The sequence below is a fragment of the Telluria sp. RB2R28 genome (genome assembly GCF_059685835.1).
Window position 1 is genome coordinate 816,744 of record NZ_JCASIK010000002.1, and the last position, 19,169, is coordinate 835,912.

13 protein-coding genes are annotated in these 19,169 nt (G+C 64.9%); 5 read left to right on the plus strand and 8 right to left on the minus strand.

Annotated features, from left to right (window positions below; translation table 11 throughout):
* Nucleotides 1-241: 241 nt before the first annotated feature.
* Complete coding sequence (locus AC56LV_RS11240) at nucleotides 242-3,433, minus strand: error-prone DNA polymerase (protein WP_499557647.1); 3,192 nt, start codon at nucleotides 3,431-3,433, stop codon at nucleotides 242-244.
* A gap of 208 nt (nucleotides 3,434-3,641) precedes the next feature.
* Between AC56LV_RS11240 and AC56LV_RS11245 the strand changes: the two genes are divergently transcribed.
* Complete coding sequence (locus AC56LV_RS11245) at nucleotides 3,642-6,047, plus strand: TonB-dependent receptor plug domain-containing protein (protein ID WP_499557649.1); 2,406 nt, start codon at nucleotides 3,642-3,644, stop codon at nucleotides 6,045-6,047.
* Nucleotides 6,048-6,104: 57 nt separating this feature from the next.
* On the opposite strand, the gene AC56LV_RS11250 is transcribed toward AC56LV_RS11245, so the two are convergent.
* A complete protein-coding gene (locus AC56LV_RS11250; protein WP_499557651.1) occupies nucleotides 6,105-6,689 on the minus strand; it encodes a PEP-CTERM sorting domain-containing protein in 585 nt (194 codons plus the stop codon).
* 32 nt (nucleotides 6,690-6,721) lie between these two features.
* Nucleotides 6,722-9,016 carry a family 43 glycosylhydrolase gene (locus AC56LV_RS11255; RefSeq protein ID WP_499557653.1) on the minus strand — a complete coding sequence of 765 codons (2,295 nt, stop codon included), beginning with the start codon at nucleotides 9,014-9,016 and terminating at the stop codon, nucleotides 6,722-6,724.
* Nucleotides 9,017-9,407: 391 nt separating this feature from the next.
* On the opposite strand from AC56LV_RS11255, the gene AC56LV_RS11260 reads away from it, so the two are divergent.
* A complete protein-coding gene (locus AC56LV_RS11260) occupies nucleotides 9,408-10,151 on the plus strand; it encodes a hypothetical protein (protein ID WP_499557654.1) in 744 nt (247 codons plus the stop codon).
* Nucleotides 10,152-10,244: 93 nt separating this feature from the next.
* On the opposite strand, the gene AC56LV_RS11265 is transcribed toward AC56LV_RS11260, so the two are convergent.
* Nucleotides 10,245-11,375 carry a branched-chain amino acid ABC transporter substrate-binding protein gene (locus AC56LV_RS11265; RefSeq protein ID WP_499557655.1) on the minus strand — a complete coding sequence of 377 codons (1,131 nt, stop codon included), beginning with the start codon at nucleotides 11,373-11,375 and terminating at the stop codon, nucleotides 10,245-10,247.
* 155 nt (nucleotides 11,376-11,530) lie between these two features.
* Here AC56LV_RS11265 and AC56LV_RS11270 point away from each other — a divergent pair, with 155 nt between their 5' ends.
* Entirely contained in the window at nucleotides 11,531-12,019 is a 489-nt protein-coding gene (locus tag AC56LV_RS11270) for a hypothetical protein (RefSeq protein ID WP_499557656.1), read from the plus strand.
* Here AC56LV_RS11270 and AC56LV_RS11275 read toward each other — a convergent pair.
* From AC56LV_RS11275 to AC56LV_RS11290, 4 genes are all read right to left on the minus strand, one after another.
* A complete protein-coding gene (locus AC56LV_RS11275; RefSeq protein ID WP_499557657.1) occupies nucleotides 12,016-13,368 on the minus strand; it encodes an ATP-binding protein in 1,353 nt (450 codons plus the stop codon). The genes AC56LV_RS11270 and AC56LV_RS11275 overlap by 4 nt on opposite strands.
* Nucleotides 13,365-14,027, minus strand: coding sequence for a response regulator (locus AC56LV_RS11280; protein WP_258835222.1), 663 nt, complete (start codon nucleotides 14,025-14,027; stop codon nucleotides 13,365-13,367). Before AC56LV_RS11280 ends, AC56LV_RS11275 begins: the two co-directional genes overlap by 4 nt.
* Before the next feature lie 52 nt (nucleotides 14,028-14,079).
* The gene (locus AC56LV_RS11285; protein WP_499557658.1) at nucleotides 14,080-15,630 is read right to left on the minus strand and encodes a Do family serine endopeptidase; all 1,551 of its coding nucleotides are present in this window, start codon (nucleotides 15,628-15,630) and stop codon (nucleotides 14,080-14,082) included.
* A gap of 228 nt (nucleotides 15,631-15,858) precedes the next feature.
* Entirely contained in the window at nucleotides 15,859-16,329 is a 471-nt protein-coding gene (locus tag AC56LV_RS11290; protein WP_183555607.1) for an Hsp20 family protein, read from the minus strand.
* Between the two features lie 211 nt (nucleotides 16,330-16,540).
* On the opposite strand from AC56LV_RS11290, the gene AC56LV_RS11295 reads away from it, so the two are divergent.
* Nucleotides 16,541-18,454, plus strand: a complete 1,914-nt coding sequence (locus AC56LV_RS11295; protein ID WP_499557660.1) for a M61 family metallopeptidase — start codon at nucleotides 16,541-16,543, stop codon at nucleotides 18,452-18,454.
* A gap of 172 nt (nucleotides 18,455-18,626) precedes the next feature.
* A complete protein-coding gene (locus AC56LV_RS11300; protein ID WP_499557662.1) occupies nucleotides 18,627-19,163 on the plus strand; it encodes an REP-associated tyrosine transposase in 537 nt (178 codons plus the stop codon).
* Nucleotides 19,164-19,169: the final 6 nt, after the last annotated feature.

Consider the following 19,169-nt stretch of genomic DNA (forward strand, 5'->3'; position numbering starts at 1 on the left):
GGCCCACCGCCACAGGAAAGTTGGCGACCAGAGAAAAAGCCGGGGTCAGGTCTGACATTCGGACACGACCTCGACAGAAAAGCCGGGGTCAGGTCTGACATTTGGACACGATCTCGACAGTCGAGTAATCGGAACCAGCTGGCACAGAGCCATGCTTATACTGGACAAGAGACTTTTGGAAGTGACTAAAGCTGAGGTCGTGTCCGAATGTCAGACCTGACCCCGGCTGTGCGGCTGTGCATCAGCAGAAATCCCTGCTGCGCGTATCGAGCCCACCGAGCAGGTGCGACAGATCCACCAGCCGCTTGGCGACCAGGTGGCGTACCTCGCCCTCGCGCTGCCAGACCCCGTAGACCCCGAGCAGCGGCGCGCTTAGCACCTCGCGCCGCTGCTGCTCTACCAGCGATGGCCACACGATCACGTTGACGTTGCCGGTTTCGTCTTCCAGCGTCAGGAACAGCACGCCCTTGGCGGTGCCGGGGCGCTGGCGCACTGTCACCAGGCCGCAGCCGCGCGCCAGTTGGCCGTTCTGGAAATCCATCAGCGTCGACGCGGGCAGGAAGCGCTGCGCCAGCAGGCGCTCGCGTAGCAGCGCCAGAGGATGGCGGCCCAGCGTGAGGCCCTGCGCGCGGTAGTCGCCCACGATCTCTTCGCCTTCGCTTGGCGCCGCCAGTACCGGCGCCTCTTCACGCGGCACGGTCGGACGCAGCAGATCCTTGTCGGGCGCGGCGCCGGACGCTTCCCACAACGCTTCGCGCCGGTGCCCCGCCAGCGATTGCAGCGCGCCGGCCGCCGCCAGCACCTGCAGGTCGCTGCGGTCCAGGCCCGCGCGGCGCGCCAGGTCGGCCACATCGGCAAACGGCCGCACCGCACGCGCCTGCTCGATGCGCTCGGCCGCGTCGACCTTCATCCCCCGCTGCAGCGACAGGCCGAGGCGCACCGCCGGCTGGCGCGTGCGCTCGTGCGGATCGTATTCTTCAAGTGCCGAATCCCAGCCGCTGACGGCGACATCGACTGGCCGCACCTCGATGCCATGACGGCGCGCGTCCTGCACCAGTTGCGACGGGCTGTAAAAGCCCATCGGCTGGCTGTTGAGCAGCGCGCATAGAAACGCGGCCGGCTCGTGACACTTGAGCCACGAACTGGCATACGCCAGCAGCGCGAAGCTGGCCGCATGCGACTCGGGAAAGCCGTATTCGCCGAAGCCCTGGATCTGGCTGAAGATCGCCTCGGCGAATTCAAGGGTGTAGCCGCGTTCGAGCATGCCGCTCGTGATGCGCTCGTAATAATGTTCCAGCCCGCCCTTGCGCTTCCAGGCAGCCATCGCGCGGCGCAGCTGGTCGGCCTCGCCCGGCGTGAAGCCCGCACCCAGGATCGCTACCTGCATCACCTGCTCCTGGAAGATCGGCACGCCCAGCGTGCGCTCGAGCGCCACTTTCATGTCGGCGCCCGGATACACCACCGGCTCGAAGCCCTGGCGGCGCCGCAGATAGGGATGGACCATGCCGCCCTGGATCGGGCCGGGGCGCACCACGGCCACCTCGATCACCAGGTCGTAGAAGACGCGCGGGCGCATCCGCGGCAGCATGCTCATTTGCGCGCGCGACTCGATCTGGAACACGCCCACCGTATCGGCCTGGCAGATCATGTCGTAGGTCGCCGTATCGTCGGCCGGGATATCCTGCATCTCGAACACGTTGCCATAGCGCTGGCCCACCAGCTCCAGCCCCCGCCGCATCATCGACAGCATGCCCAGCGCCAGCACGTCAACCTTCATCAGCCCCAGTTCTTCGAGATCGTTCTTGTCCCACTGGATGACGCTGCGGTCGGCCATCGCCGCGTTCTCGATCGGCACCAGACGTGAGAGCTTGCCGCGCGCGATGACGAAGCCGCCCGGATGCTGCGACAGGTGACGCGGGAAGTTCAGCAGCGACTGCGCGAGCGTGGCCCACTGGCGCGACAGCGGCGCCTCGGGATCCAGGCCGCTCTCGGCCAGGCGCCCCAGCAGGTCGGCGCGGCTGTCGAACCAGTGGTGGGTCTTGGCCACCTTCTCGACGATGCCAAGGTCGATGCCCAGCGCACGGCCGCTGTCCCTCAGTGCGCTCTTGGGGCGGTAGCTGATCACCACCGCCGCCAGCGCCGCCCGATCGCGCCCGTATTTGTTGTAGATGTACTGGATGACTTCTTCGCGCCGCTGGTGTTCGAAGTCGACATCGATGTCGGGCGGCTCGTTGCGCTCGCGCGAGATGAAGCGCTCGAACAGCAGGCTGGCGCGGGCCGGATCGACCTCGGTGATGCCGAGGCAATAGCAGACGGCCGAATTGGCCGCCGAGCCGCGGCCCTGGCACAGGATGTGCTGCGAGCGGGCGAAGCGCACGATGTCGTACACCGTCAAGAAGTAGTGCTCGTAGCGCATCTCGGAAATCAGCGCCAGCTCGTGCTCGATCTGCGCCTGCACCTTGGCCGGGATGCCGTCGCGAAAACGCCGGTGCGCGCCGATCCAGGTTTCGGCGCGCAAAAAGCTCGCCGCCGTGTGGCCGGGCGGAACCACTTCGTCCGGGTATTCGTAGCGCAGCTCGTCGAGCGAGAACGTGCACAGGCGCGCCACGCGCACCGTCTCGGCCAGCACTTGGGGCGTGTACAGATTGGCCAGCCGCAGGCGCGAGCGCAGGTGCTGCTCGGCGTTCTGCGCCAGCCCGTAGCCGCAGTCGGCCACCGCCTTGTTCAGGCGCGTGGCGGTGAGCGTGTCCTGCAGCGGCTTGCGCGAGCGCACATGCATGCAGACGTGGCCCAGCGCCACGATCGGCAAGCCATGCTGCCAGCCGACTTCTTCGACCGTGGCGCGGTGCGCATCGTCGAACGCGCGGTGCAGCGACGTCAGGCCGAGCCAGGCACGGCCCGGAAAGGTCGTGGCCATCCACGCTGCCTGCGCGTGCAGGCGGTCGACATCCTGCGCCTCGTGCCCCGGATACGGCGGCAGCAGGATCGCCAGGCAGTCGGGCATGTGGCGCAGGTGCGCGTTCTCCGGCGCCGGGTCGGCCAGGTCATCGGGGGTCAACAGGTACGTCCCCTTCTCGCTGCGCGTGCGCCCGAGCGTGATGAATTCAGACAGGTTGCCGTAACCCTCGCGGTTCTGCGCCAGCAGGATCAGTGACGGCGCCGGGCTGCCATCGGGATTCTGCAAATGGAAGTGGGCGCCGATGATGAGCGGCAAGCCCGCTTCCTTGGCTTCGGCATGTGCGCGCACGACACCGGCCAGCGAGCATTCGTCAGTGATCCCCAGCGCGAAGTACCCGAGCTGCACTGCGCGCAGCACCAGTTCCTCGGCATGCGACGCCCCTTGCAGGAACGAGAAGTTCGACAGGCAGAACAACTCGGCATAGGGCGGCAGGGTCGTGACTGCGGGAGGCTGGTTGGTCGGAGGCTGTGTCACGCCGGGCTCATGTCAAATGACAAATACTGTATAAAAACACAGTATAGCCGACCTTTTTCAGAGCACGTACTTTATTTACCCCAGGAAATTACTTATGCAACCGAATTGATAATACAAAGTTATACAACAAGAACGTTGTGTTAATGCCACATTGCAACGGCAATCGAAGGATCCATTGATAGTATCCGAACATCCTTCGGAGAAACCAGTGCTCAAACTCAAAATCATGCCCCGTTCCGTGTTGGCCAGTCTGTATGGCAGCACCATTCTTGCTTCCCTTGCCCTCGCCCCTGTCGCTGTTCAGGCGCAAACCGCACCCGCCATCACCACCGACGCCGTCGTGCCAAGCGTGAGCGTCGTCGGCTCGCGCCGCGTCGGCGCCGCCTCCAGCACCGACACCCCGGTCGCCATTGACTTCATCCCGATGACGAAAGCGGCCGAACAAAGCGGCCAGTTCGACCTCGCGCAGGTGCTGAGCAATCTGTCGCCGTCGTTCAACTCGACGCGCCAGACTGGCGCCGACGGCGCCGACCTGATCGACTCGGCCGCCCTGCGCGGCCTGGGTTCGGACCAGACCCTGGTGCTCGTCAACGGCAAGCGCCGCCACACGGTCGCGCTGGTGAACCTGTTCGGCGCGCGCAACCGCGGCAACACCGGCACCGACATGAACGGCATCCCGGTGATGGCAATCCGCGAAGTGCAGGTGCTGCGCGATGGCGCCGCCGCCCAATACGGCTCGGACGCGATTGCCGGCGTGATCAACATCGACCTGAAGAAAAGCCTGGGCTGCGAATCGGTGGCCGGCTACGGCCAGTACACCGAAGGCGACGGCGAGAACTGGCAGGCATCGGCCTACTGCGGCGTGGCCCTCGGTGGCGGCGTGCTGGGCATCACCGGCGAATACTCGGACCGCGGCCGCTCCAACCGTTCGGAGCCCGGCAACCCACGCATCATCGGCGACACCAAAGCCGACAACCAGACCATTTACCTGAACGGCGAATTCCCGGCTGGCGCGGGCGGCAAGTTCTACTTCACCGCCGGCGTGCAGCAGCGCGACGCCTCGTCGGCCGCCTTCGGCCGCGAAGGCCTGGGTTCCGAAGACATCCCGTCGCGCAATTCGGCTGCGATGTACCCGGACGGGTTCGTGCCGTTCATCAACGGCAAGGTCGATGACCGCTGGGGCACCGTCGGCTACCGCTGGACGGCCGGCGAATGGAATGCCGACCTGTCGCAGACCTACGGCTACAACCGCCTGAAGTACAACATCGCCAATACGCTCAACGCCTCGATCGCCAACCTCGATCTGCTTGGCGGCGGCCCGGGCCGCAGCGCCGACCGCTTCTACGCGGGCGCGTTCTCGTTCCGCCAGGCGACCACCAACGCCGACATCAGCCGCTTCTACAGCGATGTGTTCAAGGGCATGAACGTCGCGTTCGGCCTCGAGCACCGCCGCGAGAACTACCAGATCTTCGCCGGTGAAGCCGGTTCGTACATCGACGCCGACGGCGTGGGCTTGGGGGGCAACGCCGGCAGCCAGGGCTTCCCGGGCTTCCAGCCGGGCGACGAAACCGACACCGATCGCCACAGCAACGCGGCCTACGTCGACATCGAAACGGACCTGACTGACCGCCTCAAGGTCCAGACCGCGCTGCGCTACGAGCGCTACTCGGACTTCGGCTCGACCACCACCGGCAAGCTCGCCGCCGCCTATCGCCTGGCGCCGGACCTGCTGCTGCGCGGCTCGGCCAGCACGGGCTTCCGCGCGCCGTCGCTGCAGCAGGCCTACTTCTCGTCGACCTTCACCGACTTCGTCAGCGGCCAGCCGCTGGACGTCGTGCTGGCGCCGAATGGTGGCCGCGTGGCCGCCGCCGCCGGCATCCCGCAACTCAAGGACGAAGAATCGAAGAGCTACACGCTGGGCCTGACCTGGTCGCCAACGCAGGCACTGTCGGTCACGGCCGACCTGTACCGCATCGACATCGATGACCGCATCGTGCTGTCGGGCCGCTTTGACGCCGACAACTACCCGGCGCTGGGCGCGACGCTGCAGCAGCTGGGCGTGGGCCAGGCGCAGTTCTTCGTCAACTCGGTCGACACCAAGACGCAGGGCCTGGACCTGACGGTCTCGCACCGCGCCAACGTGGCCGCCGGCCGCCTGACGACGTTCCTGGCCGCCAACTTCAGCAAGACCGAAGTGCAGCGCGTGAAAGCGCCGGCCGCACTGGCAGGCTTCGAAGACGTGCTGCTGTCCGAGCGCGAGCGCCTGTTCATCGAAGAAGGCGCGCCGCGCCGCAAGGCCACGCTGGGCTTCGACTACGTCCAGGGCAAGCTGGAAACCGCACTGCGCGTGATCCACTTCGGCCCGCAGACGCTGGGCACCTTCTCGGGTCCACCGGTGCCGAACCAGAAGTACGAAGCCAAGACGTCGGCCGACCTGGCCTTCACGTGGGCCTTCACCGAGAAGACCCGCCTGACGGTGGGCGGCACCAACATCTTCGACGTCAAGCCAACCGTGCAGGATGCGAACGAGACCGACAACGGCTTCAAGTACGAGAGCGTGCAGTTCGGCCTGAATGGCGCGGCGCTGTTCGCGCGCCTGGCGCACCGCTTCTGATCTGACCTGACCGCGCGGTGACACAACGGCCTGCAAGCGATTGCAGGCCGTTGGCGTTTACGCCCGCTGCAGCGGCCTGCGCCTGCGCGCTGCCAGCCCCCCCGCAGCAGCAATGCCGCACAGCGCGAGCGTCCCCGGCTCCGGCACCGTGTTCGGCGCCGGAGCGGATGCCGTGAAGGCATCCATGGCCCACTGCGTGCCGCTGCTATTGTAGATCGTGAGCGTGTCGATGCCGCGCCAACCAAGTTCGATCCACTGCGGCGTGACCGTGTCGATCCCGTACGACACGTCGGTCGCGAACAGCAGCTGGCCTGCACGGCTGCCCTCGAACGCGAGTTCCTGTTCATACCAGGCCGACGTGAAGAACGCGCCGATGAAATCGAAGCCGGCCGCATTCGAGATCGTGACGGTGCCGCCCGCATGGTTGAAGGCGACGTTGGCCGCCGAGACCACGCCGTTGGCAAAGCCGCTGTCGGGGTAGGCATCGGCGCCGATGACGCCAACGCCGGTCCAGTTGAAGCCCGCATAGCCGTCGGCGATGACCGCGGTCTCGCTGCTGGCCAGGTCGTCAAAACCAATGACGTCGGCGTGCACACTCGCGCAGCAAGCCGCCAGCAACAGCGAAAAGATGATGTGTTTCATAGGGTGCTCCTTGATGTGAAAGACGTGGCGGGTTACTGGCGCACGAGCGCCGCGATGTCGGCGTCGCTCAGTGCCGAGCCGTAGATGCGCAGGTCGTCCATCGCGCCCCGGTATGGCGCATCCCACCAGTTCACGCCCACCGCAAACACGCCGCTGGTGCCGGTAAACACGTTGGGGAAACCCGCGCCGCTGAATCGCTTGCTGCCATCGACATACACGTTGACCGTGCCGTTTCGCACGGTGAAGGCCACGTGCGACCAGCGGCCGACAGGGATCGTCATGCCAAGGCCGGCGTCATACCAGGCCGTGCCCGACCACAGCATCGATGCGCCGCCCACGCCCCCATGCCCCATCGGCAGCAGGCTGACCCAGGATTCGGTCGTGCGCGCGCCAAAGAAGGTCGTGGAAAACGCCGTCAGTGCCGCCGGCTTGAGCCACAGCGCCACGCTGTAGTTCTGGCTCGCGATGAGGCCATTGGGCAGCCGCACGCCGCTCGCCCCGTCAAAGACGGCCGCCCTGCCCTTCACGCCGGCCTCGAAGGCGATGCTGCCGCCTGGCGCGTCGATCCGGTTGCCGGTCACGCTGCCGGCGCCGAAGATGCCGTTTGCGTCGGCCAGGCTGCCATCGAAGGTGTAGTGGGCCAGCAGGCCGCCGGCCTTGCGCACGGTGACGGCGAAGGTCTTGGTGACCACCGTATTGCCCTTGGCGATGCGCGCCGTGAGCATGACATTGACGTCCCCGCTGGCCGGACTGGTGACCACACCTGTGTTGCTGATGACGGCCGGATTGGACGACGTCCAGGCAATCACCGCGCCGCGCGTGCCGCGCGTGGGCAGCGCGAGATTGGCCGTGACGGCGCTCGTGTTGCCCAGGCTGAGTTCTGCGGCGACGGCATTGACCACCTGCGCCTCGGTGCGTGGCGACAGCCGGCTGCCGAACAGTGAGACGCCCTCGCGCGAGACCGCCGAGAAGGTCATCGCAGGGCTTTTGGCCGTTTCATCCCAGCCGCTGACAAAGACACCCTTGTACGGCGAGGCGCCGGGCAGGCGGATCTCGATCCCGTTGCTGCCGGTGAGCAGCCAGCTGCCGCCGACAGCGCCCGTGATCGTGCCGTCGGCGTTGAGTGCGATGGACTGCGACTTCTTGACGGCGGCCGAGATGTCCTTGCCATGGTTGACCAGCATGTAGTCGCCCTGCACGAATTCGCGCCGCACGGCGCCCAGCGTCTCGCCCGTGTAGCGGCGCGGCGCGACGACCGGCCAGCCGTCCGCATTCATGAACAATTGGTGCGTGCGGATTTCATGCTGCTCGCCGCGCTCGGGAAAGCGCGTATGGAAGATCAGGAAATGCTTGCCGCTGGCCGGATCAACATACGCCGAGTTGTGGCCGGGCGAGACATAACCGGTGCCGATGCCTGTGCCGGTATCGCCCAGGGTCCGCTCGAACAGGAAGCTGCCCATCAGCTTGACGCCGTAGGGCGCGATCGATACGTCGTCGAACAGCGGCTTGGTGGGGTCGGATCTGACAGCCGCCATGTCGTTGCCCTGGGCGTCGACGTATGGCCCGTCCGGATTGAGCGAGCGCGCGACGCGCAGATTGTAGCCACCGGTCGAATCCAGCCCGCCAAAGGATGTGAACAGGTAGTAGTGCGACGTGGTGGGGCTGTACATCACGTACGCGCCTTCGATGCGTGCGTGGTTGCCGCCCATCAGGCGCTTGCCGTAGCCCTGCCCCGGCAATGGCATGCCGGTCGAGGGATTGAGCGCCAGGATGAAAATCCCGCCCGAATACGAGCCGTAGACCATCCACAGTTTGCCGGCACGATCCGAAAAGACGTGCGGATCGACGGCATTCGGATGCTTCAGTGCGTCGTAGATCGTGCCGTCATGGCTGGGCTGGCCCCACATGCCCGATTTTAAAATGATGCCCTTGTCGACATAAGGACCTTCGATATTATTCGCTACCGCAATACCCAATGCAGAACGTGGCGAATCGCCCTTGCAGGCGTTGTAATACATATAGAATTTTCCGTCCGGCATACGCTTGACATCGGCCGCCCAAAGTGTGGACGACTGCGCCCAGTTGAATGTTTCGGCCAGTTCGGTGAATACATTCGATGCGCCATTGAGAAATAATGGATTGCTCGCGGTGACGCCGTCGCTGACCTGCTGCCATTTCATCAAATCACGCGATTTGGCAGCCGCCAGGTGCGAGCCGAACACATAAAACATGTCGTCCACCTTGATGACCGACGGGTCGTGCACGGCTGCATTCTGGAAGACGATCGGGGTGGGTGCGGCCTGGGCAGCGACGAACGAAGGAAGCATGGCCGATGACAATATGGCCCATGTTCCAAATGAGGAAAGGGTGTGATGCACGCTGGTCTCCGTTATATTTATTTGAATGTGCATTCTGATGATCGAATGCCGGAAACGAGAATGCGATATTTTTGAATGGTTTGCAACCGGATTGCATACGCTTATTTAGAGCGTTTCTCGATATAAATATTTGCGATAACTTAAATAGCGCAATTTCTTACAAAAGCGATTGAAAGAATATCGCAGCCACTTCTGCGATATGTTTTTTTTCGCCGGAATCGTTTTAAATCCACGAAAAAGTAATCGCCTGGCTTTTCACGCAAGAATGGCTGTTGGCGCCGTACCACAGGGTATTCGGGCACGCGATGTGTCAAAATGCCCGCTTTACAGCGAGAACACCATGCACAAACTGATTGCCGAATTGATGCGGCTGTATCTTCCCGCCGATGTGCTGCCGTCCGACATCCTCGCATTGCCGGTCAGCCTGACGGGCGGCGACGGCCAGACGCGCGCCATGATGATCCCGTTTCGCAAGACGAAGGGCGCCGACAGCGAAGCGCACTGGACGCGGCTGTGCGAAGTGGCCAATGCGCTGCAGACGACGCTCAAGCTGCCCGCGCCCGCAGTGAGCATCTCGGGCGGCGACGCCTATTATTTGTGGCTGTCGCTCGCGACGCCGGTGCCGGCCGAGCGTGCGCAGGCTTTTCTCGAACGCCTGCGCGATGCGTATTTCCCCGACGTCGAGCTGGCGCCGGACGCGGTGCGTGCGCCGGTCGCCCTGCCGCCCTGCCTGCACCCGCGCACCGGCAAATGGGCCGCCTTCATCCACCCGGGCATGGGTGCGTCGTTTGCCGACGAACCGGGGCTGGACATGCAGCCGCCGCCGAACGGCCAGGCCGGGTTCCTGGAAGGGTTGGAGAGTATCGATGCGGAGCAGTTCGAGCACGCGTGGCGCCTGCTTGAACCGGCCGCGGTGAGTGCGCCGGTGGTAGCGGCACGCGATACGCCGGTCGTGGCCAGCGAAGCCGCGCCCATGTCCGCGCCGCCAGCAGGCCTGCTGCTGAAAGACGCGACGCTGGAAGATATCGTGCGCCATCTGCACGCGAAGAATATCGAGCCGACATTCCGACACCTGATCGCGTAGGGTGGACGGGTTTCCCGTCCACGCGTTCAAACAGTCATCGCGACGTGGCTACGCAGGCTTGGTTTGAACGCGTGGACGGCGCAGCCGTCCACCCTACTTGGTCACCGTGATCAAGGAGCGCTTGCCGCCCTTGAAACCGTACAAGGTAATCGTCCCGTCCCGCACATCGCCGCGGGCATCGAACGCCACCGGCCCGGTCACGCCCTTGTAGCTGGCTTTGGCCAGGAATGGCAGGTATTTCGCAGGGACGGCCGATCCGGCCTTGACCATCGCATCGGCCATGACCATCGTCGCGTCGTACGCATACGGCGCGTTGATCTGCACGTCGATACCGAAGCGCTTTTTGTAGTCGGCGCGGAACTTGTCCATGCCGACCTTGCCTTCACCGCGCACGCCGCCCGCTTCCGCGCACACGACCTGACCGTCGGCCATGGTGCCGCCGGAGAGCTTGAAGATCTCGTCCGAGCAGATACCGTCGCCGCCCATCATGCGCACGTTCATGCCGAGCTGCTTCATCTGGCGCAGCATCGGGCCGGCCGTGGCGCTCAGGCCACCGAAGAAGACCATGTCCGGCTTGGTGGCACGGATGCGGGTGACGATGGCGCTGAAGTCGGTCGCCTTGTCGTTGGTGAATTCGCGCGCGACGATCGTGCCGCCCTGCTGTTGCAGGCTCCTGGAAAATTCCATCACCAGGCCCTGGCCGTACGCGGTGCGGTCATCGACGACGGCCACGCGGCGCACCTTCATGGCGCCGGTTGCGTAGCGGCCCAGGGCCTGGCCCAGCTGGACATCGTTGGCGATCGTGCGAAACGCCGTATTGAAGCCCTGCTGCGTGTATTTCGGGCTGGTGCTCGATGGCGAAATCTGCGGGATGCCGCCGGTGTGATAGATCTTCGACGCGGGAATCGTGGTGCCCGACGTCTGGTGACCGATCACGCCGTTCACCTTGGCGTCCACCAGCTTCTGCGCCACGCTGGTGGCCTGCTTCGGGTCGCCCGCGTCGTCTTCGGCCACCAGCTGGAACGTCACCTTGCGGCCAGCGATCGTGGTGCCGCGCGCGTTGAGGTGTTCGATCGCCATGCGCGTGGCGTTCTCGGTGTCCTTGCCAAAGTAGGCCACCGGCCCGGTGATCCCGGCCACATGGCCGATCTTGACGATGTCCTGGCTTGACGCCAGGCCGGCAGTTGCCGCCAGTACGCTGGCGGCCAATATGTTCTTGTTCATGGGTTTCCCGGTATGCAGACAGGCGGATAAAAAGCCGCCAAACCGGTTATTTTACCGTGAGTATGGACACCGCGCCGGCGTGACAATTGACGCTATTTTGCCCCTGCCTGCTGCGGTATTCTGCCTGGCTTGACAGCACGGCGGCGGCAGACACCATGTACACCATCCCATTCAGAATCCAGACTGCCATCGCTGGCAAGCTGTTGTTGCTACTTGCCTCGCTGCCCGCGCATGCGCAGCTGCCGGCGCCCAGCCGCACGATCTACAAATGTGAGGTGGCCGGCAAGACCGCCTATACCGATGTGCCCTGCCTCGGTGCGAAGCGGCTCGACGTGGTGCCTGCGCGCGGTGTCGACAAGCTGTCGGGCACGTCCCGCGTAGGCGCGACAGTCGCGCGCGAATATCAACAGGAGGGCATGGCCCGCGCCTTGAAACCGCTTCTGGGAATGAACGAGCAACAGTACGCCACAGCGGTGCGACGTCAAGCGCTGGATGCGAGAGCACAGCGCGAATGCCGCGCACTCGAAGCGGCGATCGTCGACCACGAACGCATGGAGGAGCACGGGCTAGCCCGCGAATCGAAGGAGACGCTGGCGCAGGACACCCTCAGCCTGCGCCAGCGTTATCACGAGCTGCGCTGCTAAAGACTTGTCTGTACTGGCGTCTTGAACGTGACGGTCGCCATCAAGCCCCCCAGCCGCTCGGAAGAACCCAGCGTCAGCACCGCGCCGTGGCGCTCGGCGATTGCCTTGATGATGGCCAGGCCCAGGCCACTGCCGGCGGCTTCGCTGCCGGCCACGCGGTAGAAGCGGTCGAACACGCGTTCGCGTTCGTCCGGCGGGATGCCGGGGCCGCTGTCTTCGACCTGCACCGCCACCGTGCCGGCGCCGCTGAGCACCGAGATGTCGACGGTGCCGCCGCCCGGGGTGTACTTGACCGCGTTGTCGACCAGGTTGCGCAGCAGGATCTGCAGCGCGTCGGGCTGGCCGTCGACGCTGGCCGGGTCGGCCTGCTGCAGACCCAGATCGACGCCCTTGGCGGCGGCCACGCCCGCCAGGTCGGCGGCCGTGCGGCGCGCCAGGTCGGCCAGGTCCACCGGCCGGGTCTTGGCAGCCGTGCCTTCGGCGGCGGTGGCTTCCTGCCGCGCCAGGATCAGCAGCTGCTCGACCAGGCGCGTGGCGCGGTCGATGCCGGCCGTCAGGCGGCCTACCGCGACCTGGCGCGCCTCGGGCGTGTCGGCCCGGTCCAGGCTTTGCGCCTGCAGGCGCAGCGCCGCGAGCGGCGTACGCAGTTCGTGCGCGGCGTCGGCCACGAAGTTCTGCTGGGCCTCGAACGCAGTGCGTACGCGGCCAAACAGCAGGTTCAGCTCTTGCACCAGCGGGCGCACTTCGTCGGGCAAGCCGGTATCGGAGACGGGGGACAGATCGTCGGCCTGGCGCGACGCCACCTGCGAGCGCACGCGCGCCACCGGTTGCAGCGAGCCGCTCACGACCCACCACACGACCAGCATCAGGATCGGCATCATGACCGCGATGGGCCCCAGCGTACGCAGGGCCAGGTTGCCGGCCATATTGCGGCGCACGGCCAGGTCCTGCGCGACCTGCACCGTTTGATTCGAGGTCTGGATCGAAAAAACGCGGTAGGTCGTGCTGTTGGCGCGCACGTTCGAAAAGCCCAGCACCGCGCGCTGCGGCAGGCGCGCACGCGAGACGCTATGGAACATCTGCGCGCCATCGGGGGACCACATCTGCACCACCATGTCGTCGTTGCCGCCGGCGCTTTCGGCTTCCTGCCGCGCGCGCGCTTCGTCGTTCGACAGCGGTGTGCTCGAGCGCAGCGACAAGGCCATCTGCTGCATGTGGTAATCGAAGATCTGGTCGGCGTCGTGCAGCGCGGTGCGGTAGGCGATCGTCGCCTGCGCCACCGCCGCGATCGTGATCGCCGCGAGCAGGAACCAGAGCAGGCGCCCGCGCAGCGAGTGCGTCATTTTCATGCTTTCGGCACCATGTAGCCGACACCGCGCACGTTCTGGATCAGGTCACTGCCCAGTTTTTTGCGCAGGCCATGGATATACACTTCCACCGCATTGCTCGAGACTTCATCGCGCCAGCTGTACAGCTTTTCTTCGAGCTGCGCGCGCGAGAGCACGGCGCCAGGCCGCGCCACCAGCGCTTCGAGCACCGCCCACTCGCGCGCCGACAGCGACACCTGGGTGCCGTCGACCATGATTTCGCGCGTGACCGGATTGATCGTGATATTGCGGTATTCGAAAATCGGCTCGGCGCGGCCAGCAGCACGGCGCAGCAGCGCGCGCAGGCGCGCCAGCAGTTCGTCGAGATCGTAGGGTTTGAGCACGTAGTCGTCGGCGCCGGCATCCAGGCCCGCGATGCGCTGGGCCACCGAGTCGCGCGCGGTGGCCACCAGCACCGGCGTGCGGTCCTTGCGCGCGCGCATCGAGCGCAGTACTTCGAGGCCGTCCTTGCGCGGCAGCCCCAGGTCGAGCAGCACCAGATCGTAGTTCTGGTTCTGCAGCAGGGCCGTGTCGGCCATTTCGCCGTCCTTGACCCAGTCGACTGCGTAGTGCTCGGCCCTGAGCAGGTCGAGCACTACTTCGCCGATCATCGTATCGTCTTCCACCAGCAGCAGCCGCATACATCCCCCGTTGTAAAAGTGCGACCCGAGGGCGCTACGCTATCTTAACCAATTAACCGATCCGCACCGGGATGAAGATCTTGTCGCTGCCGCGCTGGATCAGCAGGGCCACCGACTTGCTGGCCTTGCCCACCATCTCGCGCACCTGCGCCACCGAGTTCACCGGCCGGCCGTTGACCGAGATGAGCACGTCGCCCGGTTCGATGCCCGCGATCTCGGCGGCGCCCGAAGCATCTTCGATCAACAGGCCAGTCGCGATGCCGCTCTGGCGACGCTCGATCGGCTCCAGGGGCCGCAACGACAAGCCCAGCTTGGCGCTGTTGTCGACGACGCCGGCCACGTCTTCCGCCTGGCCGCGGCGTGGTTTGTCGGCAGCGTCAGCCAGCGTCGCATCGATGCGCACCAGCTTGCCATCGCGCCAGACGTCCATGGCGATCTTGTCGCCCGGCTTGGCCATCGTCATCATGGCCGGCAGGTCGCCCGACGAGACGATCGGCGTGCCGTTGGCCGTGCGAATCACGTCGCCGGATTTCAGACCCGCACGTTCGGCCGGGCTGCCACGCTCGACGTTACTCACCAGGGCGCCTTCAACCGATTCGAGCTTGAACGAATCGGCAAAGCTCTGGCCGACTTCCTGCACGCCCACACCGAGCTTGGCATGCTGCACCTTGCCGGTAGCGACGATCTGGTCCTTGATGCGCACCGCAAGATCGATCGGGATCGAGAACGAGAGACCCTGGTAACCGCCGGTCTGGCTGTAGATCTGCGAATTGATGCCGACCACTTCACCGCGGGTGTTGAACAGCGGGCCACCCGAGTTGCCCGGGTTGACCGCAACGTCGGTCTGGATGAACGGCACGCTGCCGTCCGAGATGGAACGACCGGTGGCGCTGACCACGCCGGCGGTGACGGTGCTTTCGAGGCCATACGGCGAACCGATGGCCAGCACCCACTCGCCCACCAGGACCGACTTCGATTTACCGATCGGCGCCACGGGCAAGCCCCTGGCATCGATTTTCAACACAGCCACGTCGGTGCGCGGGTCGGAGCCCAGGACCTTGGCGCGAAACTCGCGGCGATCCTGCAGCTTGACCGTGACTTCGTCAGCGCCCTGCACGACGTGTGCGTTGGTAAGGATGACGCCGTCCGGGCTTACGATGAAGCCCGATCCAGCGCCGAAAACGGGCGCTTCACGACCACCGCGCTCGCCACCGGAGCGCGGGTCCTGAAACTGCTTGAAAAACTCATACAGCGGATGGCCCGGGTCGAGGCTTGGCATGCCGCCTGCACCGCCACCACCACGGGCAGCTGTCTTGGTGCCGCCAACGACGCGGATATTGACCACTGCCTTGCCCTGTTGCGCAGCGATGCGCGTGAAGTCGGGCAGCGCCACGGTCGACGACGGTGCGCCCACGGCGGCAGCCGGCGCAGCGCCAGGGGCGGCCGCGACAACAGCAGGCACGCTTGGGGCGGCGGCATTGGCAGTGGCGTTGTTATGATTGACAGCGATGGCACCGACCGCGCCACCGATGACGCCCGCGGCACACAGGGCCAGCGTCAGGCGTTTGGCAGTGATGGCAGTAACGGCACTTGGGTTCGACATGGATGTGCTCCTGATGAAAATTCGGTAAATCGGTGATCGAGATTCGATGAGGCTAGTGTCGCGCAACCGTCTTAGACCATACTTAAGTTGACAGGCAACACTCCTTAGACACGGCTTAATGCACACGGTTTGCGGTTGCGCAGACACGAGGCCCGCCAGATATGACAAGGGCGCCCCGATGCTGCAGGCGCCCTCCGTTCAAACCATTACTGCATCATCTGCGCCATTTCAGGCAGCACGCTGTTCCAGTGCCTGGACGTTGTCGCCGCTGATCGTGGTGCCGGCAGCATCGCCGATGGCGATCTTGCGCGGCTTGAGCGCCTCGGGCACTTCACGCACCAGTTCGATGGTGAGCATGCCGTTGTCGAACGACGCCGTGGTGACCTTCACGTGGTTGGCCAGCTGGAAGCGCTGCTCGAAATCGCGCGCTGCAATGCCACGGTGCAGGAAGGTGCGCTGGGCGTCATCCTTCTGCTTGCGGCCGGTGACGTGCAGGCTGTCACGCTCGGTGATGATCTCGACTTCGTCGCGGGTGAAGCCGGCCAGCGCCATCACGATGCGGTATTGGTCTTCGCTCACCAGTTCGATGTTGTACGGTGGATAGCTTGGCTGCGACTCGGCGCGTTGCTCGAGCAGGCTGGCCAGGCGATCGAAACCGATGGCGGAACGGTAGAGAGGGGTCAGGTCGTAAGTACGCATGATGTCTATCCTTGTAAAGTTAAGCGATAAGGGTGCGGACCTCAGTTGAGCATCCGCTGGTACCAATCTAATGCCATCGATCGCGAAATCAAGACAAGCAAAATACGGAATTTTAATTATTTTTCCAAATTTTGTTTATATGATGTCGTAGCGAAAATCCTGCGCTACGGGCGGTGCTACACTGCCCGGCTTCCCTTCCCTGCCTTTTCCCATGACCGCATCCCGCACCTTCTTTGCACGCGCTGCCCGTCCGGCGAGCGCCCTGATTCTTGCCCTGGCGCTGGCCCTGCCTGCCTCGGCCCAGCTTCCCGCCGTCGGCGACGCGCCGTATCCCGGCACGATCGCGCTGCATGTCGACGCGAGCAATCTGTCGCAGCAGGTCTTCAGGATGCGCCTGTCGATGCCCGTGCAGCCTGGTGCGATGACGCTGCTGTATCCGCAGTGGGCGCCGGGGAACCACGGCCCGAACATTCCGCTGACCCAGCTCGCCGGCCTGAAATTCCGCGCCGGCGGCAAGCCGGTCGAGTGGAAGCGCGACCCGGTCAACGTGTATGCATTCCACGTCGTCGTGCCGGAAGGCGCGACGACGCTGGAAGCCGAATACCAGTTCCTGTCGCCGCTCGATACGACGCAGGGCCGCATCACGATGACGGACGACATCCTCGGCGTGCAGTGGCAGTCGGTGGCGCTGTACCCGGCCGGCTACCAGGCGCGCCGCATCACCGTGCAGCCAACGCTGCGCCTGCCCGCCGGCTGGCAGTTCGCCAGCTCGCTGGCGGTCGAAGCGCGCACCGGCGACGAAGTGCGCTTCAAGCCGCATGATCTCGATACGCTGGTCGATTCGCCCCTGTTCGCGGGCCGCTACTTCAAGCGCATCGACCTGGCGCCGGGCGCGAAGCAGCCGGTGATGCTCAATGTCGTGGCCGACAATCCCGAAAACCTCGAGGCCAAACCGGACCAGATCAAGCTGCACCGCGCGATGGTCGACCAGGCGCTCAAGCTGTTCGGTTCGCACCACTATCGCCAGTATGATTTTCTGTTTGCGATCTCGGACGAATTCGGCGGCATCGGCCGCGAGCACCAGCAGTCGAGCGAGAACGGCGTCAAGCTCGGGTACTTCACCGAGTGGAACCGCAACGAGGCCGGGCGCGAACTGCTGCCGCACGAATTCGTCCACTCGTGGAACGGCAAGTTCCGCCGGCCTGCAGGCCAGGATGTCGCCAACTTCAACACGCCGCTGCAGAACGAGCTGCTGTGGCTGTACGAAGGCCAGACCCAGTTCTGGGGCAAGGTGCTCGCCGCGCGTTCGGGCCTGGTCTCGCAAACCCACGCGCGCGATGCGCTGGCGGCCGACGCGGCGCGCTACGACGCCACCCAGGGCCGCGACTGGCGCGCAGTGCAGGACACCGTCAACGACCCGATCATCAACGGCCGCCGCCCGATCGGCTGGGGCAACTGGCAGCGCAGCGAGGATTACTACACCGAGGGCATGCTGATCTGGCTCGACGTCGACACGATGATCCGCGAGATGTCGGGCGAACAGCGCGGCCTGCAGGACTTCGCGCGCGCCTTCTTCGGCATCGACAACGGCAGCACGCAGACGACCTACTACACGTTCGAGGACGTGGTGGTCGCCTTGAACAAGGTCCAGAAATACGACTGGGCGCCGTTCCTGCGCGCGCGCCTGGACGGCCACGGCCCGGGCGCCCCGCTCGATGGCCTCAAGCGCGCCGGCTGGAAGCTGGTCTACGGCGACACGCCGAGCGACGCGGCGCGTGGCGCGGAAGAGCGCAACAAGACCACCGACTTCACCTACTCGCTGGGCTTCCAGGTGCGCGCCGACGGCGGCATCACCGGCGTGATCTGGGACGGCGTGGGCTTCCGCGCAGGCCTGGCCGCCAACACGACGATCGTCGCGGTCAACAACCGCGTCTACAAGGGCGACGTGCTCAAGGCAGCGGTGCGTGCAGCCAAGGATGGCAAGGCGCCGCTCGAACTCCTGGTACGCAAGGGGAACAACCTGCGCACGATCTCGCTCGATTACCGCGACGGCCTGCGCTATCCGCGCCTGGAACGCATTCCGGGCACGAAGGACCGGCTTGAGGTGTTGTTCAAGGCGCTGTAGGGTGGATGGCTGTGCCATCCACGCGTCCAACGATCGGCCGATCCGAGGCGCACGTTCAAGTAGGGTGGATGGCTCCGCCATCCACGCGTCCGCCCGCCGGCAAATCCAACGCGCACGTCACGCTTGACGTGCGACATCCCATTACCCCCTGGTGCCGCATACGCTCGCCAGCATGTCCCATTTTCGCCGCGTCCGCTCTGGCCGGACTTATTTCTTCACACTGGTCGCCTTTCGTCGTCGCCCCATCCTGTGCGACGATGCGATCCGCTTATCCTTGCGCGTTGCATTCAACCGGACGCGCCAGCGTCGTCCCTTCTCGATCGACGCCATCGTGCTGATGCCGGACCATCTGCACTGCATCTGGACCCTGCCAGATGGCGACACCGACAGCTCGACGCGATGGGCACAGATCAAGCACCATGTTTCCTTCTCCTGTCGCGATCAATATGACGATATCGTGCCTACCGAGACGCGCCGCCGCCGCGCTGAAGCCGCGATCTGGCAACGGCGTTTCTGGGAGCATCAGATCAGGGATGACGACGACATGACGCGCCATGTCGATTACATTCATTACAACCCGGTCAGGCATGGTCATGTCACCAGTGCAGCGCAGTGGCCGTATTCATCGTTTGGACGGTTTGTTAAAAACGGTATCTATCCGCCGGACTGGGGTGGTACCGAGGCAGCGCGGACGATGATGCTGGAGTGAATTGGC